This window comes from Foetidibacter luteolus (assembly GCF_009650435.1).
Classification (GTDB): Bacteria; Bacteroidota; Bacteroidia; order Chitinophagales; family Chitinophagaceae; genus Foetidibacter; species Foetidibacter luteolus.
Map to the genome: position 1 here is coordinate 23,549 of NZ_VVIP01000049.1, position 19,892 is coordinate 43,440.

Genomic DNA, 19,892 nt, shown 5'->3' on the forward strand with positions numbered 1-19,892 from the left:
GGAATTAAAATTTAACGTTAACATTCAGGCCATAGCTGCGTGTGGTAGGCAGCGTATGTGTTTCTATGCCCTGCAGGTTATCTGATGAGGAAACCTGCGCTTCGGGGTCAAGGTTATCCAGGTATTTCTTAAACATTAAAACATTGTTCATGATGGCGGTAACGTTAAGCCCTTTGATGAAACCTTTCTTTACAAACCTTGATAAATCATAACCGATAGAAAGGCTTCTCCACCTTACAAAAGCCCCATTGTAAACAAATGGCGCAGCAAGGCCGGCGCCGCGGTAGGAGGAATAAAACTGTTCCGCTTCAACAGATGTTTCGTTGGCAGAGCCATCCGCATTAACGCCATCGTACACAACACCCCCTTCACGGCCAACCAGTGATGCCTTGTGCAGGCCGTGGCGCAGGAAGTTAAGATTGGAATTGGACAGTATTTTGTGCCCCGCTTTAAAATCAACCTGTGTAAATATGCGGAAGCCGTAAATGGTAAATGTGTTCATCCATGCCCCTACCCATTTAGGTATGGCGCTGCCAAAAGTTTTAAGGCTGCCCTGTTGCGGCATACCGTTGGCAAGCAGTATTTCGCCTTTTTCGTTGCGCCTGTAATCAAAGCCGCGCAGTGAGGCCAGCGGCAGCCCTATCTCGTGGGATACATTGCCAAAAAACTCGCCTGCGCCTACATCAAAACGGGTTTGGCCATTGGCCAGTTCCAGCACTTTGCTTATGTTGTAGCTGCCGTTTACGCTGGTTTCCCAGTTAAATTTTGGCGCTTTAACCGGCACTACGGATAAGAGCAACTCTATACCCTTGTTCTGCAGTTTACCAATGTTTACTTTGGTTTGGCTGTAGCCGGATGAATTGGAAATATCTACGTTCAATATTTCATCCACGGTATTCTTAATATAACCTGAGGCATTAAGATTTACCCTGCCGTTAAACATCCGCATTTCCAAACCCAATTCTGTTTCTTTTACCTTCAATGGCCGCAGGTTAGCATTGGGGCTAATGCTGGATGTCATAGAGCCCAGCGCCACACCGTTAAATGGATTGGCATTTACGTTGTAGTAAATAGCATTGGCATAAGGGTCTGTATCTCCACCCACCTGCGCATAAGCTACACGCACTTTGCCAAAGTCAAGCCAGCCCGGCTTGCCGCCCAGTGCCTCACTGAAAACAAAGCTGCCACTTACAGATGGATACAGATAGCTGTTAGATGTTGGGTTAAGGGTAGAGAACCAGTCGTTACGGGCTGTAACGGTTAGGTAGAGATAATTCTTAAAAGAGAAATCAACCGAACCATAGAGGGAGTTTACTCTTTTTTTCCAATAGCTGTAGAGCGGGTTTTTAACCTGGCCGTTTGCGATGGTATATAAGTCACGCACATAAAAATTGGTAACGGCGGTGCTCATGTTGTCATATACCTGCTGCATCTGGTTGCCGCCAACAATCGCATCAATACCAAAATTGCCAAAGCTGTGGTTGGCGCCTATCAAAAAGTCCATATTGCGTTCCCGGAACGTGGTTACATCCTGGTAATAATACCCGTTAAAACCGCTTGCCGCAGCACCTATAGAGCGGGTACCTGTGGGGCGGTTGTAATCGTATGGCCTTGTGTAGTAATCCTGGCCAAAACGTGCCTGGGCGTATAACCAGTCTGTAAACTTGTAGCGTACAGAAGCGTTGCCGAAGATGCGGTCCCGGTGAATATTTTCAAACCGGTGCAGTGTTACCCAATACGGGTTGTTACGGTTGGTAAAGCGTGCCAGCGGCATTTCGTTACCATTGGCATCTTTATAATTCTTCAGCCACTCCGTATTAATGCTGTTGGCCAGTGTATAAATGGTAGTATTGGCATTCATATCCTGTATGCCTATCTGCGGCGGGTTCTTGGTGTATTCGTTGGAATAGTTGGCATTCAGTTGTACGCTCAACTGCTTTGTAAGGTTATAAGTAAGCCCAAGGTTAATGATCTTCTTTTGGTAATCAGAATTGGGCATAATGCTTTTGGCATCTGTATTGGCAAAAGACAAGCGGAAATGTCCCTTTTCATTGCCACCGGAAACAGCAACGGAGTTAGTCCAGTTCATACCGGTGCGGTAAAAGTCTTTTATCCTGTTGGGGTATGCCACATAGTTTTGCGTAGAGCCATCAAACTGTGGTGTGGGTTTGCCATCAAATTTTTCACCAAAACTCCATACGCCGGAGCTTTGCGCTTCGGCAACCGTTGTGGGGCGTTTTCCAAACTCACCCTGGCCGTATTCATATTGAAAGTCTGTAAAATCCAGCGCCTGCTCTGCCTGGAAATTGCTGTTGACTTCCACGCCAATGCCGGTAGATTTGGTTCCGCTCTTGGTGGTGATGATGATTACCCCATCTTTGGCACGAAAACCATACAGGGCCGCAGCGGCAGCACCTTTTAAAACCGTCAGGGATTCTATATCGTCCTGGTTGATGCTTTGCAGGCCATCGCCCCCATCTGATGAGCCGCCCGTAGCGCTGGTCATGTTTAAGCCGGTACCAGCGGAGCTGCTGGAGTTATTGATAGGAACGCCATTTACAACAATCAGCGGAGAGTTGTTACCGCCAAAAGAAGATTGGCCCCTGATGCGTATTTTAGAAGAAGCGCCAGGCCCACCGGCAGGCGGCGATACATTTAACCCGGCCACCTTGCCCTGTAGGCTGTTGCCCAGGTTGGTGGTGCGGTTGGTGGTTATTTGCTCAGTATTAACCGTTGCTGTTGAGTAACCTAGCTTTCTTGCATCTTTCTTAATATCAAGGGCGGTTACCACCACTTCATCAAGGCTGTTATCGCGTAACTCTAATGAGATGTTGATGGTAACCTGGTCGCGTACAGTTATTTCTTTGGAAGCATAGCCCACAAAAGTAAACACCAATATAGCATCGGCAGAGTTTACATTAATCCTGTATTTGCCCGCGGCATCCGTGGCGGTAGCGGTGGATGTACCTTTTACCTGTACAGATACGCCGGGCAACGCTTCCCCCTTTTCATTGGTAACGGTGCCGGTTACTTCAGCAAAAGGTGGCGGTGTGGCATATAAAACATAATCAGCCTGTATGGCTTTTTGTTTAATCACCACCGTTTTGTCAATAATGGTATAAGACAGCGCTTTGTCTTTAATGCACTCATCCAGCACTTCTTTAAGAGAAGCATTTTTTACCACAACGGTAACGTTGCCGGCCTGTTTTACCAGCTTATTCTCGTACCAGAAAAGGTAGCCGGTTTGTTTCTCTATCTTTTTAAAAATGGACTCTATCGGCACATTACGTTCCGTAAGTGTAATGGATTGGGCAATCCCTTTGGCATTAACTTGTAAGCAGGCGGCAAACAATAAGATGGCAGTTAACTTCATCGTTATAATGGTTGTTTTGGTAAACCTTTTGGGTTTTACGGTTAGCAAACCATTTATCTTGATTACATGGCAGGCGCAGTTCATCAGCAAGCCCTGCCACGTTTTGCAAAAAGCATGTAATTGCATAGTTTTGGCATGTTTGGTTAAGCAATCAGACGTTAATCAGATGTTTTTTTGTTAAGTCAAACTACTGGCCGGGAATGGTAACGACATTTCCGGTTTTTGTTTTTTCGGGGAAGCATTAGCTGTTATTTTCTCATTGGCGTATAGATTTAAGAGTGGTGAATTATTAATAAACTAAACGTACGGTTTACCAGCTTTTAACTAAACAGTCGGGGCTTATTATGGCTTTACAACAATCCTTCTGCCTTTCATATTAAAATGGATACCGCTTTGCTCCAGTATGGCCAGCACGTTAGTTATTTCCGCGCTGCGTTTTATCTTCCCTGAAAATGTACGGGATGTCACATGGCCATCATACGCCACTTCCACATCGTACCAGCGTGCTACCTGGCGCATAATGGTTTTAATATCCGCATCATTAAAATAAAACAACCCATTTTTCCAGGCCATCACTTCTTCCACATCCGCAGGCACAATCTTCATGACGCCGCTGTTGCTGTTAATTCTTGCCTGCTGGCCAGCTACCAGCTTTTGAGAACTGCCTGCCGCGGGCAGGGCATTAATTACGGGTGTAATCTTTACGCTGCCTTCCAGCAAAGTTGTTTGCGTGGCGCCCTCTCCATCGTAGCTGTTGATATTAAAATGCGTACCCAGTACTTCCACCACACCACGGTTTTTGCCATTGTTTATAACAGCCACTTTAAAAGGCATGGCAGGATTTTTGGCCACTTCAAAATAGGCCTCGCCGGTTATTTCCACCTGCCTTTCAGCACCGGCAAAGGCAGGTGGAAAACGCAGCGATGATGCCGCGTTAAGCCAAACTTTTGTTCCATCGGGCAGAACCACTAAATATTCGCCGCCTCTTTGCGTGGCAATGGTGTTGTATGTAGTTGCAACGGCCGCAGCAGCATTACCTGCTTCGTATATTAAAGCTCCATTCTGTTTATGTACTGTACTGTTCGCCTGGCGGGCCAATATGCCGTTAGAAGCATCATCCAGTAATATTTTCCGCCCATCCGCAAGTGTAAGTATGGCTTTGCCGCTTGTAAATGCACTATCGGCATTTTGCAAAGGTTGCACCCGGGCAACAGGCTTTTTTTGTGTTGTATTACTGGTTACCAGCCAAAGCGTGGCGCTGATGAGCAATACAATTACCGCAGCCGCGGCTGCTGCAAACCGTGTACGAAAAAAGCGAAAGCTTTTGGCAGAAGGTTTAACTCGCAATGCTTCTGTAAGGCGTTTCAGCATGGCATCTTCCAGTTCCCGGCTATCGCCAAGTTCTTCGCTCCATTGGCCCTGCTGCTGAAAACTGTTATAGTATTCCATCAGCACCCCTATCTCCTCTTCATTAGCGGTACCATCCAGGTATCTGTCAATAAGCTGTAAAATTTCCTGTTTGCTCAAGGAGATATTTTTACAGTATGTGTAGTAAAAGATGACTACCCCCTAAGGAAGAAGAAAATTTTTTTGAGGTGGCGTAGAAACACCGCCTCCCCTCATCTGCTGAAGGCGAGTTTAGCGCATGTGTGGTACAAGTATTTTTATGGGCCCGGCAGGAGGAACATGCATGAGGCTTCCGTTGCGTCGCACTCTTGTACTGCAGCAATGCTATTCGGCAATGGATGTAGCAGCCCGCCCTGAGCAAAAGGAAGGGCTTTGTGCGCTCTGCAGTTTTTTACGCAGCGTATTTTTGCCCGGGCTTCTCCGGCGCCGGGAATAGATTGCCATTGAGGCACGGAAAATCAGGAAGAAGTTGGAAGGGCATGTGATTTAAACTACAATCAACAGGCATCCCTGCGCACATCTGTTACCCAGAATGCGTGGTGAACATATCGCACCTACGGCGCTACTATCGGCATCTTCATATTGTGCTACTAACATATCGCCCCGATGGGGCTTGATTGTTTAATGTTCGCTTGTTTAAAGTTGAATGTTTGCTGCACCGCCGCTTCAGGCGAAACCCGGGTAGATTTTAAAAGCCTGAAAGGCTTTACTAATAATAGCCCTGGTTGCAAACCGGGGGTTACTTATTTTATCTACTAATATATCGCCCAATGGGGCTTGATTGTTCAATGTTAGTTTGTTTAGAGTTGAATGTTTGCGGGCTCTGCCGCTGTACGAAACTTGCACTTCATCGCCCCAAAGAAATTTCAAACACTCACCCATTTACAGACCGGCAACCAGCTACCTGCAACCGGTAACTGGCTTTCGGGTGAGGGATTGAAGCGGATACCCCGGTGAGGCCATCGCAGCAGAGGTCTTGTGCCGGAGTATGAGCGGAAAGCCCGACCCCTTGCGCAGCTTGGGGGCACCCCCAAAGGCAAGTACGATTTACGAAGTACGAAGTACTTACTTATGGTAAATGTTTGATGTGGGATGTACGATTTCACTCACTCCCCCACACGCTGCAAAGTAATTAAGCGCAGATGTGAGACAATATAATTCCTGTGGCTATGGCGGCATTCAAAGACTCTGCCTGGCCAATTCTTGTAATGGTGAGCGGGTGAATGATATAAGGCAGCAACCCGCTCCTGATGCCTTTGCTCTCATTGCCAATAACCAATATGCCTTCTTTAACCGGGCTAAGTTTACGAATGTCTTTGCCGTTAAGCAGTGCGCCATAAACGGGCACATTGGCTGCACTTAACAGGGCCTGCACATCTGTATACCGGCATTGTACCCGTAAAAAGCTGCCCATGGTGGCCTGTATAACTTTACTGTTGAACACGTCCGCGGTATCTGCAGAAGCTGCTATTTGTGTAATACCAAACCAGTCTGCAATTCGTATGATGGTGCCCAGGTTGCCGGGGTCCTGTATGCCATCCAGCACAAGGGTTAACTTGTTTTGCAGGTTAAAGTACTGCACAGGGGCTTTTTTTTCCACTATGGCCAGTACCTGGTTAGGTGTTTGCAGTTGTGATATTTTTTCAAGCTCCGGCCCGCTGATTAATACGGCATTGAGACCCGGGTTATCTTCAATCCATTGCGCCAAAGCATATACATGCAATACTTTGTAACCGCTGCTGAATATTTCCGCCACTATCTTAGGGCCTTCGGCTATAAAGGCATTCTCCTCGTCCCTGTTTTTTTTGTGGTATAAACTTTGGATATATTTGATTTCTTTTTTAGTTATCATAATCATGAAGTTAAGCAGCAGGCCGTTTTATGTTTTTGTGTTTCTTGTTGGTATGGTTTTCCTGTTTTGCGCCTGTCGCCGCCAGTCATACCCCAACAAACCATTTGTGTACGAAAATAAGGTTGTTGTAGCTGATTCAAACGGCATTGACAAAGATGAAAGGAAACGCCTGGAAACCGCACTGCAAAACTATTGGGATGACAGCCTGCTTACCCGCAAAGTGCAGCAGTTTGGTTTTTTTTACCGGTTAAAAAACCCACCGGTTTTTGATACCAGTAACATTCCACGTACCAAGGCATTAATGAATGGCTACCTTAAATCACAAGGGTATTATTATCCTGAACTCACCTCTCATTACGATACCACCTATAAGGCCGACCAGCAGCGGGTTCATGTAACCATGGATATTAACGCCGGCAAAGCCACCATCATTGATTCGTTGGCATACGGCTTTAATGACTCTGCACTGCAGTTTTATGCCATGCGGGGGTTTAAAGAGGCGCTGATAAAAAAGAATATAACCCCGGTTGCCAAAGAAGCCATTGCAGCAGAGCTTGACAGGCTGGTAGATACGTTTAGGGTAAGGGGCTATTACAAAATGACACGGGATTACGTGGTGGCCGAAGTGGACACAATGGATATAGCATTGCTGCAACAGGTAACAGACCCCTTTCAACTGGCGGAAGCCATTAATGAAACCATTGAAAAAAGAAAACGCAACCCTACCGCGGATGTGGTTATAAAAGAGCGCCGCAATGCAGACTCCAGCCTGATAGATTCATCTGCCATGCGGCGTTATTACGTTGGCAATATTTTTTATTACCCGGAAACCGGGCCGTTTGATATTTACGACAGCCTGATAGGCAAGGCCGATTACAGAAGCATTGTATCGCCAGACACCAGCTCCATCACCATGTTTTATACAGAGGGCAAATTCTCTTACAAACCTTTGAGGGAACATACTTATATGCGTAGGGGCGGCCCCTACAACGAGCGGACTTTTATAAAAACCATGAATAACCTCTCTTCTATTGGCGCCTGGCGGCAGGTAGATTCCAGGACATCGCTACGGGGAGATACGGTTGATTTTCATATTTTCCTTATACCCTACCCTAAACACAACCTTACGTTTGACCTGGAAGCCAGCCGTAATACCGGCGATGTATTTTCTTCCAACAGCCTGATTGGCCTGGCGCTGGGTGCTACCTACCGCAACAGGAATGTGTGGAAAAGGGCCATACAATCCGCCACCAGCTTTAGAAATGGCGTAGAGCTTAACCTTACCGGCGGCAGTTCGCTGCTGCAAACTTTTCAATCTTCTATAGGGCACAATTACAGCTTTCCGCAATTAATACCCAAAGGGATACAGCGGTTCTTTTCCAATACTTTTTCTCAGCGGTCGCAAAGAACGGATGCGGTTAAAACCATAGTTGGCGTTAATGCCGCCTATTCAGAAAGGAGCAATTACTTCCGCCTGCGCTCTTTAACAGCGTCTTACGGATGGGAATGGACATACCGCCGTAACCGGGCGTGGCAGTGGAAATTTCTTAACCTGGAGTTTTACAGTCTTGATACCTTGGCGGCGTTAAGCCAGGCGATTCAATCTAACCCCTTCCTCCAAAACGTGTTCAATACTGGTAACATCATCAGCACAATCGTAAGCCGCACACAAACCTGGACGGGCAATGCAAACAACGTTAACTATGTAAGGCTTTCCGCCGAGTGGTCTCACGGGCTTGGCCTTAGCAGAAATTACCAGTTCATTAAATTTGAGGGAGAGGCCAGGAAAAATATCAGTTTCCGCAAAACATCCCTTGCATTCCGGGTGTTTGGCGGCATTGGCTACAATTACGGCAATAACCCAAAATTCGGTACCACGCTGCCATTTTTTAAACAGTTTATAGGCGGTGGCCCGAACAGTATGCGTGCCTGGACGTTGCGGCAGCTTGGCCTGGGCAGCAATATTGCCAACGACACTATTGCTTATAAAGACCGCTATGGCGATATGCAACTGGAAGCAAATATTGAATACAGGTTTCCGCTGGCTACCATTGGAGGCGTAAACATAGGCAGCGCTTTGTTTGCCGACATGGGCAATGTGTGGAATGTAAAAGGGAACCCTGATTTGCCCGGGTCTGAATTTAAGTTTAGCCGCCTGGGTAAAGACCTGGCAATTGGCATTGGCACCGGCCTGCGGTTTGACTTTACCTATTTTATGATACGTGTAGATGGGGGTATTAAACTAAAAGACCCTGCCCGCCTTACCAATAACGGCTGGCTTGACTTTACTGACTTTACCTGGCGCAATAACGAGAAAACCTATATTGACCCCACCACAAAAACCCCTGTTAACAGGAACAATTATGCCATACAACTGGGCATCAACCTTCCGTTTTAACCAATGCGTTTTAGTGCAGTTAGGTTATCGCCCGCCTTCGACAAGCTCAGGCTGACAGCCTTAAAAACATACCAATGCTATTTTACCGAAGCCCTTACTTTTTTAACGTCCGTGGCGGAAACAGCGCTGGACTTATTGCCAAAACTGCTTCTGATGTAGGTAAGCACAGCGGCAATCTCGTCATCTTTCAGGTAATTTTGAGGGGGCATATTATTGCCATAGAATACACCGTCAATTTCCTTCTTTTCCGTTGTTCCGCTAAGCACCCAGGTAATCAGCTTTGTTTTTTCGCCAATGGTGATGGCTGTTTTAATGAGCGGTGGGTTTAGGTTAGGAACCCCTTCCCCATCTGGCTGGTGGCAGGTTAAGCAATACTGTGTGTAAATTTCTTTCCCTTTTGCCAGCACCGCTTTTGATGGCGCCTGTGCGCTGGCCGTGGCCAATACAATAAATAATGCTGTGAGTGTTACAAGACCTTTTTTAAACATGTGCTTTTTGTTGATTGATTCAATTGTTATCTGATCTGAGTAATAAATTTAAGCTTTCATTCCCCGGTATCCTGACCTCACCCCAACCACTCTCCAAGGAGAGGGGCAAAAACCTACTCTTTGAAACTACGGCTGCCTGCAATAAAATTACGCAGTTGCACCAGCGGGTGAGGGATTGCAGCGGAAAGCCCACAGCCACGAGGTACGAGTGGCGAGGACTTGTAGCGGAAAGCCCGACCCCTTGCGATAGCTTGGGGGCACCCCCACAAATTCTTTTCTTTTTTAGGACATTGCCGCCGGCGGGTTATTTGGTATAAATAATCCTGTAAATGGTAGAGCCGCTATCGTCACTAACATACAAAGAGCCATCGGGGCCCTGCGCCAAACCTGTGGGGCGGTGCTTTGCAGAACCCGGCGATTTATACACCGGCCCGGCAAAGTTATCCGCGAAAATTTCCCACTCGCCGCTGGGCTTACCATCTTTAAAAGGAACAAAGGCTACAAACGCCCCTTTTTGCGGTTCCGGCGCCCTGTTCCACGAGCCATGAAATGCCACAAATGCGCCATTCTTATATTTTTCAGGAAACATAGTACCTGTATAAAATAAGAGCGCATTGGGGGCAAGGTGGCCGGGAAAAGCAACCACAGGGTCTATCGCATCTTCGCCGCCGGTTTTTTTACCGTCGCCCCCATATTCGGGGGCCAGTATCTTCTTTTTCTGAATCTGGTCGTAATAGATGTACGGCCAGCCGGCATTATCACCCTGTTTCACTTCGTACATGCATTCTGAGGGCAGTTCAGCGCTCTGCTTTGTATCGTACATGGCCGGAAAAAGATCGTGCAAGCCATCTCTGCCGTGCTGCATTACAAATAAGGAGTTAGAGGTGCTGTTCCAGTCAAGCCCCACCACATTGCGCAGGCCTGTTGCATAACGCACACCATCGCCATAACCCTGGTTAAGCTTATCTGCCTTAAACTGCCATATGCCTGCCGCGGAATCCAATATAGGGCATGGCTGCATACCCATCGAGCCGTTGGCACGGTCTTTTTCCTGGCAAGAGTTAGAAAAAGCGCCGATGTTTACATACAGGTTGCCTGCATCATCCAGCGCAATGGCCTTGGCGGCATGCTGGCGGCGGTCAATAAGCCCGGTAACCACCGTTTCCGGGTTATCGGGGTTTATTACTTTGTTACCGGCATCCAGTTTATAGCGGTAAACATCTGTATTAGAAGAGGCGTACAGGTACCCGCTTTTTACAGCTATGCCAGTGCCGTTAAACGTAGCAAAGCCGGTAAGGGTTTCGGTTTTGCCATCGCCGTCTGCATCATGCAGCAGGTATATGCTTTTTCCATCTTTAAGTCCGCCCAGTTTTACATAAATATCACCCTGCGGTGTGGCAGCAATATGCCTTGCCGCGGTAATACCCTGGGCAGCTATTAAAGCCCCGAAACCGGGCGGAAGCTTTAAGCCTGCATTATCAGCGTCTGCTTTAACTGCGTTTGCCCGGGCAGCGGTAGAATCTGGGTTAGCATAACACACAACCGAACCGCATAAAGCCCATGCACCCATAAACACATTGCGCAACCTTACAGATGTTTTTTTCATTAGATTAGGTTTTTATAGAAGTTTAAAATTAGCCATAATGCAATAACAGCAAATACCGGGCGATACTATTAAATAATAAAGTTTAGGTGCCCCCATCCCCGGAAGGGGGGCTTGGCGATTGTATGATAAAAGTATTTTTATGTACCGGGCAGGCGAATAAGCATGAGGCTTTTGTTGTGTCACTCACTTGTACGTTCTGTTCGCTATGCGACTTTTCCCACGAGGTAGAAAATGCGTGGCACTCTTCCAGTGCTGAAGCAGGAACAATGCATCTAAAGAAGGAAACTTAAAGGAAAAATCAGAACCGCGGGCAGGCCACGCTGGATTTGCCGTAACTGCCACTGCTGCCGCTGCCAAATATTTCAAAAGGAAGCCTGTACGAAAAACGTACCATGCTGAAGTAATAAAAATCTTTTGCACCTGAATTGCCCCTTCTTCTGCCTGCGCCGGGGAATGCTACAGCGGGCTTTAATTCATCTCCCCTGTAAGATAAACTGGCAGACCTGCTGCCCCTGGCGGCACGAAGGATATCAAGATCAACATAAGTGCCGCTTACATCATCCAGGTAATCGGTAAACAGGTAACGCAGGCCTATTTCCAAACCCACCCTGATGTTCTCGGACAAGGCGAACTTAATACCTGCACCCAAAGGAATGTTTAACTGCAATTTGCTGTAAGTGGGTTTGTTGCCGTATTCAGGCAGCCCCTGCCCTTCTGTACCCAGGTTTTGCAGGTATGTTTTTCTGCCTACAGAATCATATGTATAGGGACTAAAATGAAAGAGGCCGACACCGGCAAACACGTAGGGTACAATACGCCTTTCGTTAATGTTGAGAATGTCGTACTCAGCCAGCAGGTTGCCTTCGTAAACCACTGACTGAAAGCTGAGGTTTCTCCGTAACTGAAACTGCGTTTTGCCAAACTTATCATCTGCGCCTACTTTGGCATAGCTTATTTCGCCACGCAGGTAAAGCTTTTCTGTTAATTCAAAAGTAAGTCCGCCGGAAAGTGCCAGTTGTGACTGGCTGAGGGTGTACCTGCGGGCCTGCAGGTCTCCATTATAATTGGCTGTACCGGCCATTATATGAGCGTGTAAGCGTTGGCCATGCGAAACCGAAGAGTATATAAGGGCTAATGCGGTGAAAACCGGCAAAACGATTTTTTTCATATTCACAGGTCTGATTCAATTTTTATGCCTAAGTAAAAACGGGCGCCGTATAGCAGATACCCATAAATTGTAAAACGCTGCAAGTTACAGGGTTATTATTGCTCGCCTAGCAAATTTTCCAAAGCCGGGCGGTTGGTAATGGCAATGTCTTTTCCCATAATGGTAACCAGTTGTTCATCAACCAGTTCGTTAATGGTACGAAAAACGGTTTCGTAAGTAGCGCCAACAAAAGAAGCAAGATCCTGCCGGCTAAGGGTAATGTCAATACAGCCCTGGCTGTTTACCCCAAACTTTTCCTGCAACAACAGCAGGGCCTGCGCAATGCGGCCTTTAACAGGCATGTGTGCAAGGTTCCGCATATTACGTTCAGAATGCTTCAGCTCAGCCGCATAAAACATCATCAGCTCAAACAAAAAATTGTGGTTAACCTTTAAAGAAGAAAGAAAGAATTCAATATCAATAAAGCAGGCAGTAACCGGCTCCAGCGCTGTAGCGGAGATGGGGAAAAAGTTGTCTTTGCCCAGGCCGCGATGGCCGACAATATCTCCTTTTTTGGCAAAGCGGAGTATAAGTTCCTTATCCTTGTCCCAACGCTTGTGAACTTTAACCGTACCACTGTAAACAAAGTAAATACCTGTCATTTCATCCCCTTCCTTAAACAGCAGTTCGCCCTTTTTAAACTGAAAGTTTTTGCGGTTGGCAGCCACAGCGGGCAACCATTCTTTCAGGCAAAGCTTACATAACAAACAGCTCTTAACATCGCAACCGGCTTTATATTCTTTCATCAGTTATTTATTGCATTGCAATATTAACCCTTCAGTACAAATTTTAGTACCGCGGGCTGTTGTATTGTATTATAATCGTGTTTTTGGAGGTGTCCCGAAAGCCGGTTACCGGTTACAAGTTGCAGGTTGCCGGTCTGTTTAGGTGTAAAAGGCTGATGATTTGCTTAGTTAATGAAGCTCATGAGAAATTGAATGCTTGCTAATATTAAACTTTGAACTAACGAACATGGAAAAGTTAAAGCCGCCGTTAACCGCCGGAGATTTAAGATGCACCCATTGTACCCATAACCCTTTACCTTTACCGCGCCCAATGCAACTATGAGTAAATTAACAGAGAACACCACTTTCCGGCGGCTGCGCAACCGTTACCGGCTGGTGGTGATGAATGACGATACTTACGAAGAGGTGGTGACTTTTAAACTATCCCGCCTTAGTGTGTACATAAGCCTGTGTACCGTTTTTGTTTTGATGGTTAGCGTAACCGTGGCGTTGCTTACGTTAACACCACTGAAGTATTATGTGCCCGGCACCGGCAACACAGGCCGCGCCACCAAGGAACTGCAGGAGCTTAAAATAAGGACAGACTCCCTTGAACAGGCGCTGCAGTACAAAGACCAATACCTTAACAACATAAAAAAGATACTGCAGGGCAACAGCATACAACGGGATACTGCCGTATTGAATGTACCAAAAGCTGAGATTTCTCACGATTAACGGTAGCTGTTTATTGCATGCAAGCGCCGGGAAAGAAATTGTTAACCTGCATAGGCCCTGCAAATTGGCAGTTAAACACTTCTCTCCGTAAGGCTGACTGGTGGGCCAGGCAGTATGAATTTGCCGCTTTGTGGCCGTTTGGCGATAAGTTTGCTGCAAACAAGGGGTTTATGGAAACGTAAGCCCGCTGAGTGCCACAGCGTTCCTGTTGCTCATTTATTCTCATCCATTTTTTTATAGATCTTATCCTTTTTTTGCCTGAGAGAAAATGGTACCGCCCTTTTTGAGAAAAATAATTGTTGTGCAAAAACCTAACCTGGGTTTGAGTGATGTTTTCCAGGCTTCTTATAAACGGCTGTTTTTTTCTTACATACAAAATGTTGTTGGCTACAACCACATTACTGAAACTGGTACCGTCCAACGCCACTGCACAGGGCGTGCCATCCGATACCGCGGCACTATCCAGTATTATTGTATTGTTATACACCATGCTGTTGGTTACTTTATGTGCTTCATCAACACCCCACAACGTTATGCCGCCGTAACTGTTCTTACGGCCATCATTTTCACTAATGTTAAACCGCACTGTATTATTTGTAAAGGGCAGCAATGCGCCATATTCAGCAAGCAGGTAGCCTGCCCCTTCGTTATTGTAGGAGTAGTTGTATTGCAGAATGCAATTGGATGAGCCGCCGTCAATATCAAAACCACCTCCATCTTTTACCAGCCCCGCATGGTTGTTGTAAGATGTACTGTATTGTATTACAGCGTTGCGGCACATCCAAACCCATATACCAACCGGCCCTGCACTGGCACACCGGTTATTGCTTCCGTTGTTGTAGGCTTCGCAGTACTCAACCAGCAGGCTGTCAATACCCCCCATCAGTATGCCGTTGCCGGAGTGGTTGTCTGTTTTAGCCAGAATACCGGCATTATCATAAGCACTGCACCTTGCAACGTAAACATTTTGATGATGATACCCATCAAGGCCTCCGTAGGAGGAAATGCCCGCATCCCCATTACGGCTGGCAGTGCAATTTGTAATGCGTATTTTATTATACCCCTTGGTTACCACTGCTTCATTACAACCTAAAATAATACCGCTGAAATGAAAACCCTCAGCATCGCAACTGTCAATAACAATGTTGCCGGGATGCCAGTTGGTTTGCGTGGAATAAAAGAAAATACCATTGCCCTCATTAGTTTCCACACCATCACCCACCACATGAATATTACGGATTACCATATTGGATACATTGGTGGCCAATATGCCCGTGCCTTTACCTGCGTCAATTACTGCTTTGCCATTACCATACGCCGTTATAACCACAGGCCGGCCGGGCTGGCCGCTGTCAGCCGAATCCAGTAATAGGTTACCGGTGAATAAGCTGCCGGCCTGCAGCAATATGCTGTCCCCACTTTTGAAATTGACAGTATTCAGCTTCCCCAGTGTTTGCCAGGCTGTAGAAACCGTAAGCCCGTCTGCGGCATCGCTGCCGCACGGGCTTACGTAAAATTTGCGCTGTGCCTTAAGGGCGACAGCCATTGATGCAAACGCTGCTATCCATATAAAACCTTTTAAAAAAACTCGTTTACAAAAGGCCATCGGTTTAGTCATGGATGCATCCTTATTCATTTGCAACGGCAATCATTCATTGTATTTTTTGAGATATTTTACCTGAAATCATCTTCGGCCAACTCGTCATCTTCTCCAAAATTCATCTGGCCAAGGTTCATCATGCTGCCTATAAGGTCTTTAAACTCAATACGCCCTTCGATAACCTTCTTGCTGATAAGCGAATGCGCCGCAAGTCCGTGCAGTACAAATTCCATTAATAATGCGCTTTCCTTTTCATTGGCATGCGGAAAGTGCTTTTTAACCACCCCGTATAAACCATCCACCCTGTACAATGCCTGTATTTTTTCCGCATCTTTCATATCCATCATCAGGTCAATATGGTTGCCGGCATCAAACCAACGGGTAATGTTTTTATAAGGGTCTTCAATTTTATCCTGCTGGGAAGGTTTACCGGTACCCTTTCTTTTTTTCAAACCTTCGGGGTTGGGAAAATAAGTGGCAAAAAGCGATCGGATGGATTTATCCAACAGGTTAACCGCTACCTGGTAGGGCCCTTCCTGCTCCCCTTCGTACACCAATTCTATCTTGCCGGTAATGGCAGGTATAATGCCGGTAAGGTCACTTATCCATACCTGGGTGTGCTTTTCATTATGGATGATGGCACGGCGCTCCGCACTGCTAACGGCGTTTTCATAAGCGGCAATGGTCAATCTTGCACTAACACCGCTCTTCTTATCAACATATTCATTGCTCCGCGCTTCGAAGGCTACCTGTTCGATCAGGCGTTTTACCAGGTCGCTTACATCAACTTTGGCTTTCTGATCTTCCTGTACATTGGCTTCCTGTTCCGTAATGGCCAGCGAGGTTTCGATGGTTTTAGGATAGTGCGTAAGTATCTGGCTTTGAATCCTGTCTTTAAGTGGTGTTACTATGCTGCCGCGGTTGGTATAATCTTCCGGGTTGGCTGTAAACACGAACATAATATCCAGCGGCATGCGCAATTTAAAGCCGCGTATCTGGATATCGCCCTCCTCCAGTATATTAAACAGCGATACCTGTATGCGGGCCTGCAGATCGGGTATTTCGTTAATGACGAAAATACCTCTGTTGCTGCGGGGTATGATGCCGTAGTGGATTACTTTTTCGTCGGCGAAGCTCAACCGCAGGTTAGCCGCTTTAATGGGGTCTATGTCGCCGATGAGGTCAGCCACGCTAACATCTGGCGTAGCCAGTTTTTCGCCGTAACGTTCGCTGCGGTGTACCCAATGGATGGGCGTTTCATCGGCGTATTCGGCAATTAAATCTTTGGCGTATTTGCTCATCGGCTGCAGCGGGTCGTCATTTACCTCGCTGCCTGAAACGATGGGTATGTATTCATCCAGCAGGTCTACCATTTGCCTTGCCATACGGGTTTTGGCCTGTCCCCGCAAGCCGAGAAACAATATATTGTGGCGGCTGAGCAACGCCCTTTCCGTATCTGGGATAACGGAATCTTCGTATCCCAATATGCCTTTAAATGGATTTTCCCTGTTGCGTATTTTTTCGATAAGGTTTTTTCTTATTTCGTCTTTCACAGGTATTGCTTTGTAACCGCTCTTTTTTAACTCGCCTAAGGTTTTAATCTTTTCTATGTTCATGAATGCTCTTTTTCGTTACACAAAATAACTTACTGTTATTTACTAAATCTAATCAAAAGGGCTTACCTAGTTTTGAACTTACGCCCGAAAGCTACATTGCATTTATAATGTAACAGGCAATGATTCCAGGTTGACAAAGGACTTTGAATATCAGAATTTGTGAAAAAGCAGGTCTTTTATAAACTCAAAATCCTTGATATTGTCGGTAAATAATTTGCAGCCTGTTTCCAAGGCTGTGGAAGCTATGAGTGCGTCTGCAAGTTTCAACTGGTGTTTAACACTGTACTTTTTTAGTAATTCTAAAGCTTTTACTGACACAGGTTCAGAAATATGAATTAAAGTGTAAGCTTTCATCTGCTTATTTAAATCAATAATCCTTTGTTTTGTTTTTAACCCGAACATTAATTCATAATAGGTAATCATTGATACTGCAAGATTGCCTGCCTGGGAATCAAGTGCATCTTTATATAGCCTGTTACCTCTGTAAGTTTTGATAAGAATATCTGAATCAACTAAAATCTTCAACTTCTGCCCCATGCTTCTTCCCGAAGTTTTTTTGCATCAATGTGTACATTCTTCCACTTTCCAAAAAGATAGGTTGGTGAGATTTGTTTGCTCTCTTTACTTTTTGCGACCTTTCTTTCTTTCTTTTCTCCCAAATCCCCTCCTATCCTTTCTATAAACTCTTCCACGAAAGAAACATAATCATCCGGCACCCGTATTATCATTTCCTTCATACGTAAATTATTTGCATGTAAATTACAACTTATTGCCAGTACGCCACAATGGGGCGGTTCAAATCTTTGCCTTAACAATCTAAACCCAAACAGGCACTAATACACCGTTTTTCGTTTACCACTTTCAAAATCCTTAAAGATAAAAGCACCCAGCTTATCCAGCGACGCAAAGAAGGCTTTGCCGTTGTTGGTTTCTGTAAACTCTGTTACAAAGCGTTGCAGGTAAGGGTCGCTGGCAATCATGAATGTGGTAATAGGTATCTTAAGTTTTTTGCATTGCGCCGCAAGGTTAAGGCAGCGGTTGGTTACTTTTCTATCCAGCCCAAAACTGTTTTTGTAATAACGCTTGCCAATTTTTAAACAGGTAGGCTTTCCATCGGTAATCATGAATATTTGCTTGTTGGGGTTTTTTCTCCGGCGCAAAATATCCATCGCCAGTTCCAGCCCGGCAACCGTGTTTGTATGGTAAGGGCCAACCTGCAGGTAAGGCAGGTCTTTAATCTCAACCGGCCACGCATCGTTGCCAAAAACCACAATATCCAGCGTGTCTTTAGGATACTTGGTGGTAATCAGCTCACTTAATGCCATGGCCACTTTTTTGGCTGGCGTAATCCTGTCCTCGCCGTACAAAATCATGGAATGGGAAATATCAATCATCAGCACGGTGGAAGTTTGCGCTTTAAAATCGGTTTCCCTAATCTGCAGGTCATCTTCCTGCATATTAAAACTGTCAACCCCATGGTTAATCTGCGCATTGCGGATGCTTTCTGTAAAGTCAATCTGTTCCAGCATATCCCCAAACTGGAAAGGCCGGTGGTCAGGGCTAATTTCATCACCCTGGCCGGGCTTGCGGGTGCTGTGGTCGCCCTGTTTGCTTTTTTTAAGTTTGCCAAAAATTTCTTCCAGGCTTTTTTTGCGGATGCTCTGTTCGCTTTTTCCCGTAATTACAATGCGACCCGTTTGGTTGTCGTCCTTAATGTAGCCATTCTCCTTAAGGTCGTCTATAAAATCGCCCATCCCGTATTCATCATCGGTTAGCTGGTATTTTTTATCCAGCTCGTTCATCCATTGAAGCGCCTCGCTAACATCGCCGTTGGTGTAGGTGAGCAACTGCATAAACAGGTCGAGCATTTGCTCAAACCGGGTCTTTCCCTGTGCACGGGGATCAAATTTGTCAAATCTGTGTCCTAACATAACTGTAAGCTACAAAAAAATTGAATGGCTGCTGTCGCGGAGGCTGTTTGTGCAGCCATTCCAAAATAATAATAACAGTTGATTAAGGGTAAAGTTGACATTTATGTTTTTTGACGGCTGGCCGCAGGTATTAACACGTGCTGCCTGGGAAAAAACAACAGGCGTCACTACGGGTGAGGGATTGAAGCGGTTACCCCGGTGAAGCCCTTGCAGCGGGGCTTTTGCGCCGGAGTAATAGCGGAAAGCCCGACCCCTTGCGCAGCTTGGGGGCACCCCCTAAAAAAAGTATAGTAAAAGCAAATCTCCACGTACCACCATTATCTTTTCAAAAAAAAATTTCCCTCCTTCCCCAACGTTCGCAAACCGCCGCCCGTTCTTTTATATATCCCGGGAACATTAAAAAACTTTTTAACAATAGTGGTAATGATTACGAAAAACATCTTTAGACTTTTAGCGGCGGTGGCATTTGGAGGAATAATTTTTATAGCGTGCAGTAAAGACGATGACCCTACACCCATACCGCAGATACAGAGGCTAACCCAAAAAGACTGGAAAATAACCAATATTACGGTGCCCAAAACCGGCACACCTGCCGGCGACAGTACTTTGTTTGAAGAATGCATGGAAGACGACCTGGTTAAATTTTCTACTACGGCAGGTTTTGATTTTCAGGATGGAACAGACAAATGCGACTCCAGCATTTTTTACTACGCTAAAGGCATTTGGGGGTACGATTTATCGAGGGATTCCATACAACTGGGCACCAGCAACCCCACCCCATCCAAGTATATATCCTGGAAAGTGCTGACATTGAACGACAGTGTGCTTAAGGTGACTTACATTGACAGCCTTGACCCGGCAAAAAAATTGACTAAAACAATATCCTTTAAAAACTAATTTTGCGGCTGGCGCTGCTGGCCTTAAACCGGCAGCGCTACCTTATTTAACCTGAAA

15 protein-coding genes are annotated in these 19,892 nt (G+C 46.0%); 3 read left to right on the top strand and 12 right to left on the bottom strand.

Annotation, left to right across the window (positions count from 1 at the left end):
* Positions 1–4 precede the first annotated feature (4 nt).
* The 3 genes from F0364_RS15165 to F0364_RS15175 all read right to left on the bottom strand — a co-directional run bounded on the left by F0364_RS15165 (position 5) and on the right by F0364_RS15175 (position 6,632).
* Complete coding sequence (locus tag F0364_RS15165; RefSeq protein WP_207632700.1) at positions 5–3,499, bottom strand: SusC/RagA family TonB-linked outer membrane protein; 3,495 nt, start codon at positions 3,497–3,499, stop codon at positions 5–7.
* Between the two features lie 216 nt (positions 3,500–3,715).
* Entirely contained in the window at positions 3,716–4,900 is a 1,185-nt protein-coding gene (locus F0364_RS15170) for a FecR family protein (RefSeq protein ID WP_153798644.1), read from the bottom strand.
* 1,012 nt (positions 4,901–5,912) lie between these two features.
* Positions 5,913–6,632, bottom strand: a complete 720-nt coding sequence (locus tag F0364_RS15175; protein WP_153798645.1) for an RNA methyltransferase — start codon at positions 6,630–6,632, stop codon at positions 5,913–5,915.
* 4 nt (positions 6,633–6,636) lie between these two features.
* Here F0364_RS15175 and F0364_RS15180 point away from each other — a divergent pair, with 4 nt between their 5' ends.
* Positions 6,637–9,030 (top strand): BamA/TamA family outer membrane protein, encoded by a 2,394-nt coding sequence (locus F0364_RS15180; protein WP_153798646.1) that lies wholly within the window; start codon positions 6,637–6,639, stop codon positions 9,028–9,030.
* 77 nt (positions 9,031–9,107) lie between these two features.
* On the opposite strand, the gene F0364_RS15185 is transcribed toward F0364_RS15180, so the two are convergent.
* The 4 genes from F0364_RS15185 to F0364_RS15200 all read right to left on the bottom strand — a co-directional run bounded on the left by F0364_RS15185 (position 9,108) and on the right by F0364_RS15200 (position 13,077).
* Positions 9,108–9,518: a c-type cytochrome gene (locus tag F0364_RS15185; protein WP_153798647.1), complete on the bottom strand. Its 411-nt coding sequence runs from the start codon at positions 9,516–9,518 to the stop codon at positions 9,108–9,110.
* A 304-nt stretch (positions 9,519–9,822) separates the two neighbouring features.
* The gene (locus F0364_RS15190; RefSeq protein ID WP_153798648.1) at positions 9,823–11,124 is read right to left on the bottom strand and encodes a PQQ-dependent sugar dehydrogenase; all 1,302 of its coding nucleotides are present in this window, start codon (positions 11,122–11,124) and stop codon (positions 9,823–9,825) included.
* 298 nt (positions 11,125–11,422) lie between these two features.
* Positions 11,423–12,292 (bottom strand): DUF6089 family protein, encoded by an 870-nt coding sequence (locus tag F0364_RS15195; protein WP_153798649.1) that lies wholly within the window; start codon positions 12,290–12,292, stop codon positions 11,423–11,425.
* 95 nt (positions 12,293–12,387) lie between these two features.
* On the bottom strand, positions 12,388–13,077 hold the full coding sequence (locus F0364_RS15200) for a Crp/Fnr family transcriptional regulator (protein ID WP_153798650.1): 690 nt from the start codon (positions 13,075–13,077) through the stop codon (positions 12,388–12,390).
* Positions 13,078–13,395: 318 nt separating this feature from the next.
* Between F0364_RS15200 and F0364_RS15205 the strand changes: the two genes are divergently transcribed.
* Positions 13,396–13,791, top strand: a complete 396-nt coding sequence (locus F0364_RS15205) for a hypothetical protein (protein WP_153798651.1) — start codon at positions 13,396–13,398, stop codon at positions 13,789–13,791.
* 10 nt (positions 13,792–13,801) lie between these two features.
* Here F0364_RS15205 and F0364_RS15210 read toward each other — a convergent pair whose 3' ends face one another.
* From F0364_RS15210 to F0364_RS15230, 5 genes are all read right to left on the bottom strand, one after another.
* Positions 13,802–15,409 (bottom strand): right-handed parallel beta-helix repeat-containing protein, encoded by a 1,608-nt coding sequence (locus tag F0364_RS15210; RefSeq protein WP_207632701.1) that lies wholly within the window; start codon positions 15,407–15,409, stop codon positions 13,802–13,804.
* A gap of 56 nt (positions 15,410–15,465) precedes the next feature.
* Entirely contained in the window at positions 15,466–17,007 is a 1,542-nt protein-coding gene (locus F0364_RS15215; RefSeq protein ID WP_153798653.1) for an AAA family ATPase, read from the bottom strand.
* 150 nt (positions 17,008–17,157) lie between these two features.
* Entirely contained in the window at positions 17,158–17,544 is a 387-nt protein-coding gene (locus F0364_RS15220) for a type II toxin-antitoxin system VapC family toxin (RefSeq protein ID WP_153798654.1), read from the bottom strand.
* Positions 17,529–17,744, bottom strand: a complete 216-nt coding sequence (locus F0364_RS15225; RefSeq protein WP_153798655.1) for a hypothetical protein — start codon at positions 17,742–17,744, stop codon at positions 17,529–17,531. The genes F0364_RS15220 and F0364_RS15225 overlap by 16 nt, the downstream gene beginning before the upstream one ends.
* A 96-nt stretch (positions 17,745–17,840) precedes the next feature.
* Positions 17,841–18,938, bottom strand: a complete 1,098-nt coding sequence (locus tag F0364_RS15230; protein ID WP_153798656.1) for a vWA domain-containing protein — start codon at positions 18,936–18,938, stop codon at positions 17,841–17,843.
* 423 nt (positions 18,939–19,361) lie between these two features.
* Here F0364_RS15230 and F0364_RS15235 point away from each other — a divergent pair, with 423 nt between their 5' ends.
* Positions 19,362–19,835, top strand: coding sequence for a hypothetical protein (locus F0364_RS15235; protein ID WP_153798657.1), 474 nt, complete (start codon positions 19,362–19,364; stop codon positions 19,833–19,835).
* Positions 19,836–19,892: the final 57 nt, after the last annotated feature.

Excerpts from the sequence above, each read along its gene's own strand:
- F0364_RS15165 (WP_207632700.1), bottom strand. The coding sequence starts at position 3,499 with ATGCAATTACATGCTTTTTGCAAAACGTGGCAGGGCTTGCTGATGAAC.
- F0364_RS15175 (WP_153798645.1), bottom strand. The coding sequence starts at position 6,632 with ATGATAACTAAAAAAGAAATCAAATATATCCAAAGTTTATACCACAAA.
- F0364_RS15180 (WP_153798646.1), top strand. The coding sequence starts at position 6,637 with ATGAAGTTAAGCAGCAGGCCGTTTTATGTTTTTGTGTTTCTTGTTGGT.
- F0364_RS15185 (WP_153798647.1), bottom strand. The coding sequence starts at position 9,518 with ATGTTTAAAAAAGGTCTTGTAACACTCACAGCATTATTTATTGTATTG.
- F0364_RS15190 (WP_153798648.1), bottom strand. The coding sequence starts at position 11,124 with ATGAAAAAAACATCTGTAAGGTTGCGCAATGTGTTTATGGGTGCATGG.
- F0364_RS15195 (WP_153798649.1), bottom strand. The coding sequence starts at position 12,292 with ATGAAAAAAATCGTTTTGCCGGTTTTCACCGCATTAGCCCTTATATAC.
- F0364_RS15200 (WP_153798650.1), bottom strand. The coding sequence starts at position 13,077 with ATGAAAGAATATAAAGCCGGTTGCGATGTTAAGAGCTGTTTGTTATGT.
- F0364_RS15205 (WP_153798651.1), top strand. The coding sequence starts at position 13,396 with ATGAGTAAATTAACAGAGAACACCACTTTCCGGCGGCTGCGCAACCGT.
- F0364_RS15210 (WP_207632701.1), bottom strand. The coding sequence starts at position 15,409 with ATGACTAAACCGATGGCCTTTTGTAAACGAGTTTTTTTAAAAGGTTTT.
- F0364_RS15215 (WP_153798653.1), bottom strand. The coding sequence starts at position 17,007 with ATGAACATAGAAAAGATTAAAACCTTAGGCGAGTTAAAAAAGAGCGGT.
- F0364_RS15220 (WP_153798654.1), bottom strand. The coding sequence starts at position 17,544 with ATGGGGCAGAAGTTGAAGATTTTAGTTGATTCAGATATTCTTATCAAA.
- F0364_RS15225 (WP_153798655.1), bottom strand. The coding sequence starts at position 17,744 with ATGAAGGAAATGATAATACGGGTGCCGGATGATTATGTTTCTTTCGTG.
- F0364_RS15230 (WP_153798656.1), bottom strand. The coding sequence starts at position 18,938 with ATGTTAGGACACAGATTTGACAAATTTGATCCCCGTGCACAGGGAAAG.
- F0364_RS15235 (WP_153798657.1), top strand. The coding sequence starts at position 19,362 with ATGATTACGAAAAACATCTTTAGACTTTTAGCGGCGGTGGCATTTGGA.